15 protein-coding genes and 1 pseudogene are annotated in these 18,243 nt (G+C 48.2%); 6 read left to right on the plus strand and 10 right to left on the minus strand.

What is annotated here, in order from left to right; translation table 11 throughout:
* Positions 1-58: 58 nt before the first annotated feature.
* From narZ to HBM92_RS12300, 5 genes are all read left to right on the plus strand, one after another.
* Positions 59-3,799, plus strand: coding sequence for a nitrate reductase Z subunit alpha (narZ, locus tag HBM92_RS12280; protein WP_001304379.1), 3,741 nt, complete (start codon positions 59-61; stop codon positions 3,797-3,799).
* The gene (gene narH, locus HBM92_RS12285; RefSeq protein WP_000702529.1) at positions 3,796-5,340 is read left to right on the plus strand and encodes a nitrate reductase subunit beta; all 1,545 of its coding nucleotides are present in this window, start codon (positions 3,796-3,798) and stop codon (positions 5,338-5,340) included. Before narZ ends, narH begins: the two co-directional genes overlap by 4 nt.
* On the plus strand, positions 5,340-6,035 hold the full coding sequence (gene narW / locus HBM92_RS12290) for a nitrate reductase molybdenum cofactor assembly chaperone (RefSeq protein ID WP_001166367.1): 696 nt from the start codon (positions 5,340-5,342) through the stop codon (positions 6,033-6,035). Before narH ends, narW begins: the two co-directional genes overlap by 1 nt.
* The gene (gene narI, locus HBM92_RS12295; RefSeq protein WP_000617129.1) at positions 6,032-6,712 is read left to right on the plus strand and encodes a respiratory nitrate reductase subunit gamma; all 681 of its coding nucleotides are present in this window, start codon (positions 6,032-6,034) and stop codon (positions 6,710-6,712) included. Before narW ends, narI begins: the two co-directional genes overlap by 4 nt.
* A 79-nt stretch (positions 6,713-6,791) precedes the next feature.
* Positions 6,792-7,685 carry a PhzF family isomerase gene (locus tag HBM92_RS12300; RefSeq protein WP_000804368.1) on the plus strand — a complete coding sequence of 298 codons (894 nt, stop codon included), beginning with the start codon at positions 6,792-6,794 and terminating at the stop codon, positions 7,683-7,685.
* Between the two features lie 95 nt (positions 7,686-7,780).
* On the opposite strand, the gene nhoA is transcribed toward HBM92_RS12300, so the two are convergent.
* Positions 7,781-8,626: an N-hydroxyarylamine O-acetyltransferase gene (gene nhoA / locus HBM92_RS12305; RefSeq protein WP_000187876.1), complete on the minus strand. Its 846-nt coding sequence runs from the start codon at positions 8,624-8,626 to the stop codon at positions 7,781-7,783.
* Between the two features lie 174 nt (positions 8,627-8,800).
* On the opposite strand from nhoA, the gene HBM92_RS12310 reads away from it, so the two are divergent.
* Positions 8,801-9,370, plus strand: a complete 570-nt coding sequence (locus HBM92_RS12310; protein WP_000077285.1) for a flavin reductase family protein — start codon at positions 8,801-8,803, stop codon at positions 9,368-9,370.
* A gap of 316 nt (positions 9,371-9,686) precedes the next feature.
* Here HBM92_RS12310 and HBM92_RS12315 read toward each other — a convergent pair whose 3' ends face one another.
* The 9 genes and pseudogenes from HBM92_RS12315 to HBM92_RS12355 all read right to left on the minus strand — a co-directional run bounded on the left by HBM92_RS12315 (position 9,687) and on the right by HBM92_RS12355 (position 18,228).
* A complete protein-coding gene (locus HBM92_RS12315; protein WP_000470661.1) occupies positions 9,687-9,902 on the minus strand; it encodes a hypothetical protein in 216 nt (71 codons plus the stop codon).
* Positions 9,903-9,982: 80 nt separating this feature from the next.
* Positions 9,983-10,126: pseudogene (locus tag HBM92_RS12320) on the minus strand (ISAs1 family transposase); the annotation flags it as partial.
* 109 nt (positions 10,127-10,235) lie between these two features.
* The gene (locus tag HBM92_RS12325) at positions 10,236-10,991 is read right to left on the minus strand and encodes a hypothetical protein (protein WP_001704047.1); all 756 of its coding nucleotides are present in this window, start codon (positions 10,989-10,991) and stop codon (positions 10,236-10,238) included.
* A gap of 433 nt (positions 10,992-11,424) precedes the next feature.
* Positions 11,425-12,108, minus strand: coding sequence for a hypothetical protein (locus HBM92_RS12330; protein WP_223931539.1), 684 nt, complete (start codon positions 12,106-12,108; stop codon positions 11,425-11,427).
* Positions 12,109-12,214: 106 nt separating this feature from the next.
* Entirely contained in the window at positions 12,215-12,817 is a 603-nt protein-coding gene (locus tag HBM92_RS12335) for a peptidase M35 (protein WP_000107952.1), read from the minus strand.
* Positions 12,804-15,209: a type VI secretion system Vgr family protein gene (locus HBM92_RS12340; protein WP_000053640.1), complete on the minus strand. Its 2,406-nt coding sequence runs from the start codon at positions 15,207-15,209 to the stop codon at positions 12,804-12,806. The genes HBM92_RS12335 and HBM92_RS12340 overlap by 14 nt, the downstream gene beginning before the upstream one ends.
* Positions 15,210-15,227: 18 nt before the next feature.
* On the minus strand, positions 15,228-15,512 hold the full coding sequence (locus tag HBM92_RS12345) for a type VI secretion system PAAR protein (protein WP_001127502.1): 285 nt from the start codon (positions 15,510-15,512) through the stop codon (positions 15,228-15,230).
* A gap of 111 nt (positions 15,513-15,623) precedes the next feature.
* Positions 15,624-16,589, minus strand: a complete 966-nt coding sequence (locus HBM92_RS12350; protein ID WP_000536612.1) for a hypothetical protein — start codon at positions 16,587-16,589, stop codon at positions 15,624-15,626.
* A gap of 88 nt (positions 16,590-16,677) precedes the next feature.
* Positions 16,678-18,228, minus strand: coding sequence for a hypothetical protein (locus HBM92_RS12355; RefSeq protein ID WP_001529091.1), 1,551 nt, complete (start codon positions 18,226-18,228; stop codon positions 16,678-16,680).
* Between the last annotated feature and the right edge of the window lie 15 nt (positions 18,229-18,243).

An 18,243-nucleotide genomic window follows, 5' to 3' on the forward strand; every position in this document is an offset into this window, starting at 1 on the left:
CGTGTCTCATCCGACAAGGCATCAGATCCCAATTCATTCCTGGAGCAGGAGTTATGTCATGAGTAAACTTTTGGATCGCTTTCGCTACTTCAAACAAAAGGGCGAAACCTTTGCCGATGGTCACGGACAGGTGATGCATAGCAACCGCGACTGGGAGGACAGCTATCGCCAGCGTTGGCAGTTCGACAAAATCGTGCGTTCCACCCACGGTGTTAACTGTACAGGCTCCTGTAGCTGGAAAATCTACGTTAAAAATGGTCTGGTGACCTGGGAAATCCAACAGACCGACTACCCGCGCACTCACCCTGACCTGCCAAATCACGAACCTCGCGGCTGCCCGCGTGGCGCAAGTTACTCCTGGTATCTCTACAGCGCTAACCGCCTGAAATACCCGCTCATTCGTAAACGACTGATTGAACTGTGGCGCGAAGCCCTCAAGCAACACAGCGATCCGGTACTGGCGTGGGCATCGATTATGAACGATCCGCAAAAGTGCCTGAGCTACAAACAAGTACGTGGACGCGGCGGCTTTATCCGCTCCAACTGGCAGGAGCTAAACCAGCTGATTGCCGCTGCTAACGTCTGGACCATCAAAACTTACGGCCCGGATCGCGTTGCCGGTTTCTCGCCGATCCCGGCGATGTCGATGGTTTCTTACGCCGCCGGAACACGTTATCTGTCGCTGTTAGGTGGCACCTGTTTAAGCTTCTACGACTGGTATTGCGACCTGCCGCCCGCCTCGCCGATGACCTGGGGCGAGCAAACCGACGTACCGGAATCTGCCGACTGGTATAACTCCAGTTACATCATCGCCTGGGGGTCTAACGTACCGCAGACACGTACGCCGGACGCCCATTTCTTTACCGAAGTACGCTACAAAGGCACTAAAACCATCGCCATTACCCCTGACTACTCTGAAGTGGCCAAATTGTGCGACCAGTGGCTGGCACCGAAACAAGGCACTGATAGTGCCCTGGCAATGGCAATGGGCCATGTCATTTTAAAAGAGTTTCATCTCGATAATCCCAGCGATTATTTTATCAACTACTGCCGCCGCTACAGCGACATGCCTATGCTGGTAATGCTGGAACCTCGCGACGACGGCAGCTACGTTCCCGGGCGCATGGTCCGCGCATCTGACCTGGTGGATGGACTGGGCGAAAGCAATAATCCGCAGTGGAAAACCGTGGCAGTTAATACCGCAGGTGAACTGGTGGTGCCTAACGGTTCGATTGGTTTTCGCTGGGGAGAAAAAGGCAAATGGAATCTGGAATCCATTGCCGCCGGTACGGAAACCGAATTGTCGTTAACTCTGCTCGGTCAACATGATGCCGTTGCAGGCGTGGCCTTCCCCTACTTTGGCGGCATTGAAAATCCGCATTTTCGCCGCGTAAAACACAATCCGGTCCTGGTGCGCCAATTGCCCGTTAAAAACCTGACATTAGCCGATGGCAACACCTGTCCGGTCGTCAGCGTTTATGATTTGGTACTGGCGAATTATGGCCTCGATCGCGGGCTGGAAGATGAAAACAGCGCGAAAGATTACGCTGAAATCAAACCTTATACCCCTGCCTGGGGCGAGCAAATTACCGGCGTTCCGCGCCAGTATATTGAAACCATCGCCCGTGAATTTGCCGATACCGCCCATAAAACGCATGGGCGCTCGATGATTATTCTCGGCGCAGGTGTTAACCACTGGTATCACATGGACATGAACTACCGCGGGATGATCAATATGCTGATCTTCTGCGGTTGTGTCGGACAAAGCGGTGGCGGCTGGGCGCACTATGTCGGTCAGGAAAAACTGCGCCCGCAAACCGGCTGGCTGCCTCTGGCCTTTGCGCTCGACTGGAACCGGCCACCGCGCCAGATGAACAGCACCTCGTTTTTCTACAATCACTCCAGCCAGTGGCGCTATGAAAAAGTCACCGCGCAGGAATTGCTCTCACCGCTCGCCGATGCCAGTAAATACAGCGGTCACCTGATTGATTTCAACGTTCGCGCCGAACGTATGGGCTGGCTCCCTTCTGCGCCGCAGCTGGGGCGTAACCCGCTCTCCCTGAAAGCTGAAGCCGACAAGGCCGGATTATCCCCCACAGAATTTACCGCCCAGGCGCTGAAATCGGGCGATTTACGTATGGCCTGCGAACAACCAGATAGCGGCAGCAATCATCCGCGTAATTTGTTTGTCTGGCGTTCTAACCTGCTTGGCTCCTCCGGCAAAGGCCACGAGTATATGCAGAAGTATCTGCTGGGGACCGAAAGCGGGATTCAGGGCGAGGAACTCGGTGCCAGCGACGGGATCAAACCAGAAGAAGTCGAGTGGCAAACTGCGGCGATTGAAGGCAAGCTCGACCTGCTGGTGACGCTCGACTTCCGCATGTCCAGTACCTGCCTGTTCTCCGATATCGTTCTGCCCACCGCCACCTGGTACGAAAAAGACGATATGAATACCTCGGATATGCATCCGTTTATTCATCCGCTTTCTGCGGTGGTCGATCCGGCGTGGGAATCACGCAGCGACTGGGAAATCTACAAAGGTATCGCTAAAGCCTTTTCGCAAGTGTGCGTGGGGCATCTCGGCAAAGAAACCGACGTGGTATTACAACCACTGCTGCATGACTCCCCGGCAGAGCTTTCACAGCCGTGTGAAGTGCTCGACTGGCGCAAAGGCGAATGCGATCTGATTCCAGGCAAAACCGCGCCGAATATTGTGGCGGTGGAGCGCGACTACCCTGCTACCTATGAACGCTTTACCTCGCTCGGGCCATTGATGGACAAACTTGGCAACGGCGGTAAAGGGATTTCGTGGAATACCCAGGATGAAATCGATTTCCTCGGTAAACTTAATTACACCAAGCGTGATGGCCCGGCACAGGGGCGTCCGCTGATTGACACCGCCATTGACGCATCAGAAGTGATTCTGGCACTGGCACCGGAAACCAACGGCCATGTTGCAGTCAAAGCGTGGCAAGCGCTGGGCGAGATCACCGGACGCGAACATACCCATCTGGCGCTGCACAAAGAGGACGAGAAGATTCGCTTTCGCGATATTCAGGCACAGCCACGTAAAATTATCTCCAGCCCCACCTGGTCTGGTCTGGAAAGCGATCACGTCTCCTATAACGCGGGATACACCAACGTTCATGAGTTAATTCCGTGGCGCACGCTGTCGGGACGCCAGCAACTCTATCAGGATCATCCGTGGATGCGTGCTTTTGGTGAAAGTCTGGTGGCTTATCGCCCGCCTATCGACACCCGTAGCGTCAGTGAAATGCGCCAGATACCGCCAAACGGCTTCCCGGAAAAAGCCCTTAACTTCCTGACGCCGCACCAGAAATGGGGCATTCACTCAACCTACAGTGAAAACCTGCTAATGCTGACGCTCTCTCGCGGTGGACCGATTGTCTGGATCAGCGAAACCGATGCCCGAGAACTGACCATTGTCGATAACGACTGGGTGGAAGTATTTAACGCCAACGGCGCGCTGACTGCCCGCGCGGTGGTCAGCCAACGTGTACCGCCGGGCATGACCATGATGTATCACGCCCAGGAACGCATTATGAATATTCCTGGTTCGGAAGTAACTGGCATGCGCGGCGGCATTCATAACTCGGTTACCCGCGTTTGCCCGAAACCAACGCATATGATTGGCGGTTACGCGCAGCTGGCCTGGGGCTTTAACTACTACGGCACTGTCGGCTCGAACCGCGACGAATTCATTATGATCCGCAAAATGAAGAACGTTAACTGGCTGGATGATGAAGGTCGCGATCAGGTTCAGGAGGCGAAAAAATGAAAATACGTTCGCAAGTCGGCATGGTGCTTAACCTCGATAAATGTATCGGCTGCCATACCTGTTCGGTGACCTGTAAAAACGTCTGGACCGGACGCGAAGGCATGGAGTACGCATGGTTTAACAACGTCGAAACCAAACCGGGCATTGGTTATCCGAAAAACTGGGAAGATCAGGATGAGTGGCAAGGTGGCTGGGTGCGTGATGTGAATGGCAAGATACGCCCGCGTCTGGGCAGCAAGATGGGCGTAATAACCAAAATTTTCGCCAACCCGGTAGTGCCGCAGATTGACGATTACTACGAACCTTTCACCTTCGACTACGAACATTTGCATAGCGCGCCGGAAGGCAAACATATTCCCACAGCCCGTCCGCGTTCACTGATTGACGGCAAACGGATGGACAAAGTGATCTGGGGCCCAAACTGGGAAGAACTGCTGGGCGGCGAATTTGAAAAACGAGCCCGCGACCGCAACTTCGAGGCCATGCAAAAGGAGATGTACGGGCAGTTTGAAAACACCTTCATGATGTATCTGCCGCGCTTGTGCGAACACTGCCTTAACCCCAGTTGTGTAGCGACCTGCCCCAGCGGCGCTATCTACAAACGCGAAGAAGACGGCATTGTGCTGATCGATCAGGATAAATGCCGTGGCTGGCGTTTGTGCATTAGCGGTTGTCCGTACAAAAAAATCTACTTCAACTGGAAAAGCGGCAAGTCAGAAAAATGTATCTTCTGTTACCCACGAATTGAGTCAGGCCAACCCACCGTGTGCTCCGAAACCTGCGTGGGTCGCATCCGGTATCTGGGCGTGCTGCTTTACGACGCCGACCGCATTGAGGAAGCGGCGAGCACCGAGCGCGAAGTTGACCTCTATGAACGCCAGTGCGAAGTGTTCCTCGATCCGCACGATCCCTCAGTGATCGAAGAAGCCCTGAAACAAGGTATTCCACAAAACGTGATTGAAGCTGCCCAGCGTTCGCCAGTCTACAAAATGGCGATGGACTGGAAACTGGCGTTACCGCTGCACCCTGAATACCGCACCCTGCCGATGGTCTGGTACGTTCCTCCACTGTCACCGATTCAGTCTTACGCTGATGCGGGCGGCTTGCCGAAAAGCGAAGGCGTGCTGCCCGCCATCGAAAGCCTGCGTATTCCGGTGCAATATCTCGCCAATATGTTGAGTGCCGGCGATACCGGTCCGGTACTGCGGGCGCTGAAACGGATGATGGCGATGCGCCACTATATGCGTTCACAAACCGTGGAAGGCGTTACCGATACCCGCGCCATTGACGAAGTAGGCCTGAGCGTCGCCCAGGTCGAAGAGATGTATCGCTACCTCGCCATTGCCAACTATGAAGACCGTTTTGTCATTCCAACCAGTCATCGGGAAATGGCGGGCGATGCCTTTGCTGAACGCAACGGCTGCGGTTTTACCTTTGGCGACGGTTGCCATGGCTCGGACAGCAAATTCAACCTGTTCAACAGTAGCCGTATCGATGCCATCAACATCACCGAAGTGCGCGACAAAGCGGAGGGCGAATAATGCAGATCCTCAAAGTGATCGGCCTGTTGATGGAATATCCGGACGAGCTGTTGTGGGAATGTAAGGAGGACGCGCTGGCGTTGATCCGCCGCGACGCGCCGATGCTTACGGATTTTACCCGCAACCTGCTTAACGCGCCGCTGCTGGATAAACAGGCCGAATGGTGCGAAGTGTTTGACCGTGGACGTACCACATCGCTGCTGCTGTTCGAACATGTTCATGCCGAGTCCCGCGATCGCGGCCAGGCAATGGTGGACCTGCTGGCGGAGTATGAAAAGGTCGGCCTGCAGTTGGATTGTCGAGAACTGCCCGATTATCTACCACTGTATCTGGAGTACTTAAGCGTACTGCCGGACGATCAGGCGAAAGAAGGCTTGCTCAACGTTGCGCCGATCCTCGCCCTGCTTGGCGGACGCTTAAAACAACGCGAGGCACCGTGGTACGCGTTATTTGACACCCTGTTGCAACTGGCAGGAAGTACACTTTCAAGTGACAGTGTCACAAAACAGGTGAACAGTGAGGAGCGCGATGACACCCGCCAGGCGCTGGATGCGGTGTGGGAAGAGGAACAGGTGAAGTTTATTGAAGATAACGCCACGGCGTGTGACAGCTCGCCGCTTAATCAATATCAGCGACGCTTTAGCCAGGATGTCGCGCCGCAGTATGTCGACATCAGTGCGGGAGGTGGGAAATGATTCAGTATCTGAACGTCTTTTTTTATGATATCTACCCGTACTTGTGTGGCACGGTTTTTATCCTTGGAAGCTGGCTGCGCTACGATTACGGGCAGTATACCTGGCGCGCCGCCTCCAGCCAGATGCTCGATAAACGTGGGATGGTGATATGGTCGAATCTGTTCCATATCGGCATTTTGGGGATTTTCTTCGGGCACCTGTTCGGCATGTTAACACCGCACTGGATGTACGCGTGGTTTCTGCCGGTGGCGGTAAAACAGCAGATGGCGATGATCCTCGGCGGAATATGCGGGGTATTGACGCTGATTGGCGGTGCGGGGCTACTGGTGCGTCGTTTAACAAATCCGCGTATCAGGGTGACGTCTTCTGGTGCGGATATCCTGATCCTCGCCATTTTGTTAATTCAGTGCATTCTTGGGTTAACCACCATTCCTTTTTCAGCACAACATCCGGACGGCAGTGAAATGATGAAGCTGGTGGGCTGGGCGCAAAGCATTGTCACTTTCCAGGGCGGTGCATCTACGCATCTTGATGGTGTCGCCTTTATATTCCGCGTTCATCTGGTGCTTGGAATGACCATCTTCCTGCTCTTCCCGTTCACCCGACTGGTGCATGTCTGGAGCGCGCCGTTTGAGTACTTTACTCGTCGGTATCAGATTGTGCGTTCGCGGCGTTAATTCTCACGCGGGCCGGATAGCCCTTCGCTCTCCGGCCACTTGCAGGCTATGATAGTTCTCCAGCCACAGGAGAACATTAATGAAACCGCAGGTTTACCACGTCGATGCTTTTACCTCTCAACCGTTTCGCGGCAATTCTGCCGGTGTTGTTTTCCCCGCCGATAATCTCAGTGAAGCGCAAATGCAGCTTATCGCCCGCGAGTTAGGTCATTCGGAAACTGCTTTTCTGCTGCACAGCGACGACAGCGATGTGCGCATCCGCTACTTTACGCCAACGGTTGAAGCGCCAATTTGCGGTCACGCGACGGTGGCTGCGCACTATGTACGTGCAAAGGTATTAGGTTTGGGAAATTGCACGGTCTGGCAAACGTCGCTGGCAGGAAAACACCGCGTGACTATCGAAAAGCATAACGATGATTATCGTATTTCGCTGGAACAAGGTACGCCGGGCTTTGAGCCACCGCTGGAAGGTGAAACACGTGCAGCGATTATCAACGCGCTTCATCTCACTGAGGACGATATTCTGCCAGGCTTGCCAATTCAGGTGGCAACAACAGGACACTCAAAAGTGATGATTCCACTGAAGTCGGAAGTGGATATCGACGCCCTTTCGCCTGACCTTGCTGCGCTGACCGCAATCAGCAAGCAGATTGGCTGCAATGGTTTCTTCCCGTTCCAGATCCGCCCAGGCAAAAGCGAAACCGACGGTCGCATGTTCTCGCCTGCGATTGGTATTGTGGAAGATCCGGTGACCGGGAATGCCAATGGTCCGATGGGCGCATGGTTAGTACATCACAACGTATTATCCCACGATGGCAACGTGTTGCGTGTTAAAGGCCATCAGGGGCGCGCATTGGGGCGTGATGGTGTAATTGATGTGACGGTGACAATTCGAGATAACCAACCGGAGAAAGTTACCATTTCCGGCACGGCGGTGATTCTATTCCATGCTGAATGGGCCATTGATTTTTGATGCCGTTGCCTGATGCGCTTCGCTGATCAGGCCTACAACCGGACTAATGTAGGCCGGATAAGGCGTTTACGCCACATCCGGCAACCTGACATAAATTATTTTCCCGCCTCCGGGTGCGTATCAAACGCCGCCATCACCAGCGCTAACTCATCCACAGTAAAGCCATGTTTCGCATCATCTACGCCCAGACCAAACTGTTCCTGCATCACGGCATATAACGACGCCACATCTGGTAGATTTCGCTGCTCAACTGCGTGCCCATTTTCATAATGGGTAAAATGAAAATTGGTCAGCGTTAGCTTGCCACCGTCCGGCAAATGGCGACACATCAGCAAATGATGGCGAAAATGCGACTGCGGCCAGTGCGCCGACCAGAAATTGCCCATCACATAATCGCTTTGTTGCTGCTCGCAGAGATCAAAACGGTACATCGACTGCCAGTGCTGATGATGATTAAACTGCAATACCCAATCATCACCCTCTTGCAACAACCGATACTCTCCGTGTGGCGTGGTTTGCATGATATCCGGCATTAAACGAATCGGCGCGGTTAGCGTCTGCCCACCGAAACCGACATCAGCAATCCATTTTTCCCCTTCCAGTTCCACCAACAGCAAACGATGGGTGCGCGGCGGTAATGCTGGCGGATTTGATAACACTACGCGACCTAACAAGCTGCGAACGTTAAACCCCAGCTCGCGTAACACCCGCTCAAACACGCCATTCTGCTCAAAACAGTAACCGCCACGACGGGCTATCACCAGTTTATCTTCCAGCGATTGATCATCAAGCTGTATTTCCCTCGGCAGCAAAACGTCGAGATTTTCAAACGGAATGGTGCAATTGTGTTTCAGGTGCAATGCACGCAGCGTATCAATATTGGCCGCAGCAGCTCCCAACCAGTTAATACGGGCAAAATAATGATTCAGAATGGGCGTCATCAGGCGTTTCCCTTAGTGGTTTTCTCAACTTATAACCTGGAATAGACGCCGCACTGGCTATTTTGTGCGATCGCGGACATGCATCACGTTCGCAAATCGCCAATCCCGTTAATTTCGTTACTTATTGCGTTACGAGCTACGCTTTTAAAACACCCTTCATAGCGAGGCGATATCGTGAGCCAATTCATTCCCGTCGAATTACACCATGCCAGCCGTCTGTTAAATCATGGCCCAACTGTCATGATCACCAGTTTCGATGAGCAATCCCAGCGGCGTAACATTATGGCAGCAGCCTGGTCGATGCCCGTAGAGTTTGAACCGCCACGCGTGGCGATTGTGGTAGATAAATCGACATGGACCAGGGAGTTGATTGAACGTAACGGTAAGTTTGGCATCGTTATCCCGGGCGTTGCGGCGACTAACTGGACGTGGGCGGTGGGAAGTGTGTCGGGTCGTGAAGAAGATAAATTTAATTGCTACGGCATTCCGGTAGTGAGAGGCCCGGTGCTTGGTTTGCCGCTGGTCGAGGAAAAATGTCTGGCGTGGATGGAGTGTCGCCTGCTACCTGCAACTTCCGCGCAAGAAAAATACGATACGCTATTTGGCGAAGTGGTATCAGCAGCGGCAGACGCACGGGTATTTGTCGAAGGCCGCTGGCAGTTTGATGATGATAAGCTCAATACGTTGCATCATTTAGGTGCTGGCACGTTTGTTACCAGTGGTAAGCGAGTTACGGCGGGCTAAAGAATCATATGCAGCAACCAAGTTGTTTAAGCAATGTTTCCATATGAGTTAAAGCATATTTTATCTCACGATTGCATATTTTTAGTGAAGATTAATTTATCCTCACCAACATCATAGTAATTGCGTATTATCGCCTCATTGATAAAGCCCTGTTTTGTATAAAATGCGCGGGCGGCACTAAAATCGATATGGCTGGCGGTCTCTACTAATAGTAGTCTTGCCTGTTTAATTGTGAGCTCTTTTCTATTTCGTTAATCAGCAGATGTCTCACTCCCTGGCGCTGATGGGAAGGACTGATCCAGAGCATTAATAAATTTCAGACATCATTTGTCATCATTTCAGAAGCACAGTAGGCAATCCCTGCCAGTCCCAAGTGTTCTGCACTAAACCATAAATCGGCAGATTGACCTGAGAAATAATGTGTTAGTGTTTTTTGTACATGATGAAGGCCATCTTGATCAAATTGATCCCTGTCAAGCAGCATATCCATTAATGGTTCAACATCTGAAGGTTTGACTGGTCGTATAAACATGGAACTCCTTATTTATTGATGAATATTTGAAAATTGTTTGCATGGAACGCGGTTAACCTGAATTTTCAGCGGAAGTTTCACTCAAAGGCTTTATTAATCCGCTCCTTATGTCCTTTTACAGCAAATAAATAATTACCTCCCTGTTTTTGTATCTTCTCTGCAATATCTTTCTGGCAACCCATCGCATCAGTTGTGATAATTTCACCTTTAATATCCAACATGTTAGTATCAATTATTGAACATAAAATGTAAATTATTTAGTGCAAAAAAGCGGCGCACCGTGTTCTTTCCCATATTCCTAATATGGCAACTTTAAGTTATCGCCGTCTATACTTATAGAAATTTCATCAGGGGTGACGTAAATAGAATTTTTTTCATCCTCAATTGCCCATAACTGATTAATAAAAAAGTGTTTTTTTCATCCAATAACAAATTATTACATGTAGTAAAATTATTAATATCAAAAAAATCATCAGCACAATTAATTTTTAAATTTAAAAAATAAAGAAAAATATTATTGATTGATTTGAGTGTAAACCACTTGTCATTAACAAATTTATAGCCAGATGATTTTATAAAATAATAATTATCTCCTGGTATAAAGGCATACATATCATTTAAGGTTATACTCAACAAAAAACTACGACCTGGTTTAATAGTATTCCACCGTTCAGGATTCGTATTAATTTCAAAAGGACATGAACCACCTAAGTAGTCCAACGTGATATTCCCAGAGTTGATTCTGAATGGTTTTTTGCATATCGCATCATATTCATCTCCTTTTCCATCTTTTACTTTCATAGGTAGATAATATTTAGAAAAAAAATACGTGGTAGAGCTATTGTTAGTAAAGGTTATGTTAGCAAAAATCCTGTTATTTTTTTTACTCATAGCTAATTGAGCATTGACATCCGCTATATAATTCATATGATTGCATTTTTTCTTACACTCATCATAATTTTCGATAGGATAAATTAATGGCCTTCCTTTGATATCTCTCTCAAGCCCAAACCCGTATTTTTTTATTAAAACCATTTCATCCGCAGTCGATTGAAAGGAATAGAAAAATATAATATTTACGATTGTCATTATTATGATTTTTTTATAGCTCGCAGCATTAATATATTTCTTTCTTTATAACCACCAATATCATCCAGGATATTATTTGACACTTTTCCACAAAGCATCACTGAGTAATTATTCAAATTTTTGAGTTGAGAGCACTTTGCCACAAAAGAGAATGAAATAAATATCAAACCTACCGAAGTGATTATTGTTTTTCTAAACCCCATTGTTTTAAACAATCCTTATGTAATTAAGTGGGGGGGTTATTTCATCATTCAATACATATCAAGAATGCTCAAATGCTGGCCAACGTACTAAATCGAAGCCATCTGCTGCTGGGTTTATTCGCCGTGTAACTTCTCTGGCATGTGACAAACTACATCCTTTATCCGCCCAATAATTAACGCCTAAACTACCGCCAGGTATCAATCGATGGCTTACCATTATGTATTTTTGCTTACTTGCTATAAAGAGAGTCAAGTTCATCCCCATCGATTAATAACGAAACTTCATTGCTTCTCAAAAAGACACCTAGTCTTGCCCCATAGAGATCAAGATTATATAATAAATCATCAATTTTTTTCTTAGGATGACTTTGGTTTAAAATATTAAACATTGCCGTGTTTATATTTTCATTCCTGAACCAATTACTTCTTACAATAAGATGCTCAAAAGTACCAACGTTATAGCGATGCTTGCCTGGTAAAAAAACGTAGTAGTCATTTAAATTAACTTGATATGTATAATTGCTTTTAGGTGGTATCTCAAGCCACGCAGAAGATGACATATCCAGTCCATAATTACACCATCCTCCCAGATAATCGAGAATTACATCATATGATGTAATTAAAAAACGTTTATCACATAAATCCTTACCATTATAAGGTATATTCTTTTTATAAATATACAAATAGCCATCATGAGCATTATAAACATTAACTATCGCTATAATATTTTTTTTGACACTTTCAACTGAAAGAGTCAAGAAAACTTGATTTTCTTGTTGCAATATAATATTTTCATTTTTACTCATTGCATAATCAGGAGTTAGATCAAAGTATGTCGTATCTTTTGTAATGAATTTGTTTGATTGAAATAAATCATAAACACCCGGATGTTCATGCTTCTTTTCTGCGAACACTAACGATCCATAAGCATTTTTTTTGGGTATTAAATAATTTTCACCTTTCAAATTTGTGCTGAAAAACATTAGCGTAAAGGTTGTGATATAAAGGCAATGAATAATCTTATTCGAAGTAACGTTCAATGTTATATCCATTTATCATTACATCTCGACTTTTAGCTTTTACAAGATTTTCCGCATGCTCTCTGTATTCTTCAGCAGATGTTGTTTCCGCATTTTTACCCGGAGGGCTTAAATCGTCAGTATACAGAACTTCGCTTAAATGTGAAAACTCATGACATAAAGTGGATACCTGGGAATCGTATCCTTTAACCGCGGCATGAAAAAATTTAGGGCCTACAATAACAGGATTCTCACTACTAATCCCTCCCTGCACTTTGGCAAAAATACATTCATCACCTTGATATTTAAAACAATTGCTTTTCACTCTCTGATTGACTAATATCATTGCCTCAACGCCTCTCAGCAGCCATTTATTAGCCTCAATCTCATTTCTCCCAAAAATATCAAGAAATTCTTTTTTTTCTGTCTCCTCCCATCTATATAAGTCTTTTTTTCTTTTATTTAAAACAACTAGTTGTTCAGCCAAAGCATTGGTAATAATCTCATTGAATTTATTAGTTATTTCTTTTTTTACTATGCAGACATTTACACCGGGCTTTGGTTGAGCCTGTGTGGTTCTACCCATGTTATTACTGGTGCTCATTACAATTCACCTCAAATATATAATAATCATTAGTTAACAGTTTAATTTCTACATTTGCATCATTGGTTCTAGAGAAAACTTCTGTATACCCGTCCTTGTCCGTTTCACCGCGAATCTGCGCACCGTCCTCAAAGAAGGCAATGTAGCGTATTTCTGAATACGGTATCCCGTCATCGTCTGTAAAATGGAACTGGAGAGTATATTTTTCAGGTTCATCCTCATCGTCACCTCGATCACCACCACCACTTCCGGCCAAGCCGCTCCCTCCAGGGTCTTCATTTTCTTCTCCGGAGTCACTGCCATCACCACTCTTCTCACCCCCCGGTGTCTTCAGCACCGTCGGTTGCAGCGTCGGCACCGGCGTTCCCGGACTACCGCCGCTATTGAGATTGATTTTCGGCCCGACGATGTCCACGCCCCCTGAATGGATGACCACAAACGAACCACCCACTTTCAGGCTTATCCGGCTGCTGCTCTCCAGCACGATTTCCCCGTCCACCTTTATCCCCAGCGCGCCACTCACCTTCCTCGCCAGGTCCCCCTTCACCACCAGGCTGTGCTTTCCCTCCACCAGGCTGACATGGTTCCCCGTCGTCTTATGCTCCTGCTTCCCTTTCACCGTCACCCTACGGTCATTTCTGACGTACAGGCCGTCATCATGACTCACGCTCACCGTCCGGTCGTTCGTCACCTTCAGCGTCTGGTCGTTGCGTACCGTTATGCGCCGGTCATTCGCCACCGTGATACTCTGGTCGTGGCCCCCTTCTTTTCTGGTCCCGACCTGAACCGTCTGCCCCTTCACCACCGTTATCTTCTGGTCGTTCCCGATGGTCTCCGTATGGTCATGTTTCACATCCGTCGTCCGGTCGTTAAGTACCTCCGTGTCCATGTTCTTCTGCGCGTGGATATAGACCTGTTCCTTATCCGTCGCATCCTCAAAGCGCAACTCATTAAAACCGCTTCCTTTATAGGTCTTCGACCGTATCGTCATCTGCGTCTTCGTTCCCGGCAGGTCCCCCGGCGAACGGTTGTCCTCATGGTACGTCCGGCCCATGACCAGCGGCTGGTCCGGGTCCCCGTTCAGAAAATCAACAATCACCTCCTGGCCCACCCGCGGTATCGCCAGATTACCAAATCCCGGCCCCGCCCACGCCTGCGACACACGCACCCAGCACGAACTCTCCTCCGTCATCCCGTGATAACGGTCCCAGTGAAACTTCACCCGTACCCGACCATGTTCGTCGCAGAAGATTTCCTCTCCTGCGGGACCGGTGACAATGGCGCTCTGTGGCCCGTCCACCTTCGGTTTGCTTTGCTGCCGTGGACGCCACGTCCGGTCCGCCGGTATCACCTCTAACTGATTGCCCAGCGTGGTTCCTCTCCCCTGGCTGCCGTGAAGCGCCTGCGGCTGGTCTCCTGACAGAATGCTCTGTACCACCTGCCATTCACGGTTCAGCATCTTCTGCGGATGCCCCGTCAGCGTAAACCGCGTTCCCGGCCACAGCTTCGGCGAATTACTCTGCCCTGTGGCCTTTTCCGCATCACTGCGCAGGCTCTCCATCCGGTACAGCGTGAAATCCTTGCCGTGCTGTTCATCCTTGTACCTTCCCGGATAATCAAATATTTCATACTGTTCAAGCTGTCCGTTCAGGCTCTCACCCTGCTGCTCATACATCCCCGGCCAGTCCGGCACCTTAAACGTGTAATCCTGGCTCTGCACCGATGACGGGCGGACATGCGCCTCATAACGGAACATACTGACACACTCCGTCTCCGCTCCTGCCGATGTGTCCGGGTTAAACGGAAGCTCCCCCGCCTGTGACAGCCCCGCCACATCGTCGCACAGCGTCAGCTTCTGCTCCGGACTGTCCGCCGCAAACCGCTCAAAGAAGAAAATCCCCTCCTCCGCCCACAGCCGCGCCAGAAACGCCAGGTCGCTTTCCCCGTACTGGACACAGAACTCCCGCGCCGGATGGTCCTCATAAAACAGCGGCGTCCACTCTGTGACGCCGTTCTCGTTCAGCAGCATGGCCGATATCGTCCGGATATCCTGCTGCTGGAAGATACGGAAGTTCCGCCGCAGCCCGCACCGCCATAACGGCGGCTCAATACGCAGGTGATAACGCATCTGCCAGCCGTTGTTCTCCTGCATACCAAACCCCGCCACCACGCCGGTGACATAACGCTGCGGAATGACGCCCTGCCAGATAGTCAGCGTTGCGTTCTTCTCCAGCAGCATCTCCGCCGTCTGCATAAAAGAATCGCTGGCGACATCCACACTCATCACAAACGGATAAGACTGGTTCTGGATTAACCTGAAATTCACCACTGCAAAGGTGTCCGGCTCCTGGCCGTCAACCTCCAGCGTAAAGCGAAGACCTTTTAAGGACATAAATACCTCTCAGACATATCAGCCTATATTTACCGTACCGCCACCAATAACCACGCCGCCGCAGTCAATAGCATCACCGGTTCTGGCGGCGGGCAGGCCGTCAATAAAGACGGTTGACGAGCCTCTGGCGATTTTTCGGGGATGAGGGGGATGCTTCGGTTTATCATGCGGCGTCAGCGGATCTCCCTGGCGGGCGGCAGGTAATCCATCAATAAATACCGTCGATGAAGCCGCAATGATGACTGTCTCACGGTAGCCATCATGCTGGGTACCTTTGTCGTTTAATCTGGCAGCTAAAGGCATATTGTTTTCCTGTCTGGAATATCAGCGACAAAAAATTAAAAAAATGGTAAGGTGCTTAACTCAGCAATAATCACCTTACCGGACATCCTGATTTGTAGCCCAACAGGTTAATCAAGTGACAGGGATAAACTGACCATCAATCAGCGAAAATACCGGAGCGTAATACCCCATAACTTCATCACCATCTTCATCTATGAAACGATAAGTCAGCGGAGAATATGTTGGTTTCGATTTATTATATAGCTGCACCATACGTCCATTATTCATAACCCGGATAGCGTAATCGCCCCATCTGATGGGCTGCATTCTGGCTTTCCTGCCTTCTATTTCTTCTTTTGGATAGAGCGAGAGCAATATTTCATCCTCACTGTCACCGGTTGTGACTGACCAGGCTTTCAGTGCCTCTTTGTGAGAAGCTTTCAGACGTGCCCTGTCCCCGCTGCTAATAATTGCAGCCATTTCGATATAGGCTGCTTTTAGCTTCTGTAACTGTTCATCGCTTCCGGTAAAGGGCGTAGCTCGCGTCCAGGCCCATTCAGGAAGCCCCGCCACCGAGACCTTTTGTGTAAATTGATACACCTTCATCCCTTTCGGGAAATAAGTTTCATTAAAATAGTCTGGATCAATAAATCCGGGTTCTGCCTGCTCAGCCAGAATCTCTTTTCGGATAACAGGATGCATGCTGTCTGGCTGCGCTTCAGGTATTCCCTGCTGGTTGATGGTCACCTTTATCGAAGAAAGTATGGTTTCTTCCTGCTTAACAAAACGAACCAAATCCAGACTGCACCCTGCTTTTTGGGAGAAATGCCCTCGTTCTTCGGTACTGGCAGGTTTATCAGAAAACCACCTTAACGCCCCAATCTCCAGACTGATTTCATTTTCACCATTTTCCATCAGCATCATGGCATTAGTGCTGGAACTGGTGGTTCCGGTTGAATCACCATTTTCTCGCAATACATCCTTTCGGTTGCTGAATCCAAGGACACCATTAGTCTTAATGGCACAATATGATTCCTGTATATTAAACCTGCTGCGGATTTTTTGATGGTTATCGCTCGAGTACAATCCAGTCCCCATAATACCTCCTGATAGTAAAATGACTGATATTAAATTTTTTATTTTCATAATTACCTTATTATCTTTAATTTGATTCATTCTTCGCCGTTCAATAATCAGTGCCTATCTGCCACTGCGTCACTGGCGTTACTTTTTTTTCCACAGTATTTTCCTTACCATACAAATTAATCCGTAATGGTGAGTCATCTACTTCCAAAGGTTTACATAGTTGCCACTTAAGTTCATTTTCTTTTTCGGGTTTCTCACTATTCTCTTTTCTATCTTTATCACCGCGAGATATGTCAACCTTAACTTTAAACGCGCCCGTCACTCCATCATGAAATAGAACAAGATCCATTCCATCATCTCGTTTATCAAATCCAAACCCAGCTTTTGCTTCTATAGAAGCACCAACCTCAGATTTCAATTTCACGACAAAAACATTCGTCTCAAATGTTGCACTAACCTCACCTTTCAAACCAAGTTTAATATTGCTTTCTTTAGTGTTAAATTCCCATGCTTTATCTTTTTGAGAATATACAGCCCCAAGATCGAGATTAACTTCCGGTGAAATTTCGATATAGCATTCAACACTGGTTCCATGCTTGCGGAGATATTCACGGCATCGGTTTACCAGATCTTCCATTTTGCAGTATGCACATATAAATGAGATGATATCAAATCGGAATGATGCTTTGAAAAATGGAGCACCATATAGACCATAAAAATGGCACGGACCATCTTTAATATCAGTGTATTGATAAGCATAAGAAATCCCCAGTGTGACAGGTTCTATTTTTGCACTGAATAACGCATATTTACGCGTACCATCTTTGTTGTCAGGATCTGGCGCAAAGTATTTGTTAATGCTTTTAATCAGCGCATCTATTCTACTCATCTGCTCCAGTTGTTTTATTTGTCTGAGTTTTTTTATTTCCTCTACATACTTGTGTGTATATTCAACATTAGCGACTTTTAATCCCAGTTCAACGGTAAGAGATGTCTTGTGAAACAACTCAAACTCAGCGGTTGTATTTGTCCATCCGCTTCGTAGTTTATTTTTATCTTTAGGTTTTGTATCTTCCATCGCCTCCCGAGCTTTTCTCCGTTCATCACGTCGATCTTTTACCGCTCGTGTCTGTTGTGATGACGAAATCTCATAACTAAGCCCTGTGGTAAACCGAATTTCTAATGAAGGATAAACCTTAATCTCGACATAGGAGTTGTGCTCGTAACAGCTATCAATTCTGACTGTGTAATGTGCTGGTTCATAAAGAACATCATGTGGCATGGTAATTGAACTCAGATACTCCCACGGAGAATGAAACGCATCAATGATATTCATTCCACCCTTGAAACCTTCATAATATAATGTAACATTATTGGGTTTTCCAAAAGGTTGCAGTATCTTACGACTGTTTTCTGATTCTTCCTCTAACCATGCCTCATGTGTCCCACTGTTGTCGCACTGGTAGGTAATGGTAATTATACCATCACATCCAAAACCATCGTCCAGTAGCTTAAAACGCGCCATTCCTTCTTTTGACCAGAAATGTTTCTCGCCGGCCTCTGGAAAATCACTAATAACATCAAAAATACATGGATCAGGTATGCCGCATTCCACACAAGGCTTTCCGGCTGTCGAAGATGGAGATGTCATATAATCTATCCGTTT

The organism is Escherichia sp. E.sYA108 (assembly GCF_011754335.1).
Lineage (GTDB): Bacteria > Pseudomonadota > Gammaproteobacteria > Enterobacterales > Enterobacteriaceae > Escherichia > Escherichia coli.

Bases quoted from the DNA above. Each gene is read 5' to 3' on its own strand.
- HBM92_RS12300 (WP_000804368.1), top strand. From the start codon at position 6,792: ATGAAACCGCAGGTTTACCACGTCGATGCTTTTACCTCTCAACCGTTT.
- HBM92_RS12340 (WP_000053640.1), bottom strand. From the start codon at position 15,209: ATGTCCTTAAAAGGTCTTCGCTTTACGCTGGAGGTTGACGGCCAGGAG.
- narH (WP_000702529.1), top strand. From the start codon at position 3,796: ATGAAAATACGTTCGCAAGTCGGCATGGTGCTTAACCTCGATAAATGT.
- narW (WP_001166367.1), top strand. From the start codon at position 5,340: ATGCAGATCCTCAAAGTGATCGGCCTGTTGATGGAATATCCGGACGAG.
- narZ (WP_001304379.1), top strand. From the start codon at position 59: ATGAGTAAACTTTTGGATCGCTTTCGCTACTTCAAACAAAAGGGCGAA.
- nhoA (WP_000187876.1), bottom strand. From the start codon at position 8,626: ATGACGCCCATTCTGAATCATTATTTTGCCCGTATTAACTGGTTGGGA.
- HBM92_RS12345 (WP_001127502.1), bottom strand. From the start codon at position 15,512: ATGCCTTTAGCTGCCAGATTAAACGACAAAGGTACCCAGCATGATGGC.
- HBM92_RS12350 (WP_000536612.1), bottom strand. From the start codon at position 16,589: ATGGGGACTGGATTGTACTCGAGCGATAACCATCAAAAAATCCGCAGC.
- narI (WP_000617129.1), top strand. From the start codon at position 6,032: ATGATTCAGTATCTGAACGTCTTTTTTTATGATATCTACCCGTACTTG.
- HBM92_RS12355 (WP_001529091.1), bottom strand. From the start codon at position 18,228: ATGACATCTCCATCTTCGACAGCCGGAAAGCCTTGTGTGGAATGCGGC.
- HBM92_RS12315 (WP_000470661.1), bottom strand. From the start codon at position 9,902: ATGTTTATACGACCAGTCAAACCTTCAGATGTTGAACCATTAATGGAT.
- HBM92_RS12325 (WP_001704047.1), bottom strand. From the start codon at position 10,991: ATGACAATCGTAAATATTATATTTTTCTATTCCTTTCAATCGACTGCG.
- HBM92_RS12335 (WP_000107952.1), bottom strand. From the start codon at position 12,817: ATGAGCACCAGTAATAACATGGGTAGAACCACACAGGCTCAACCAAAG.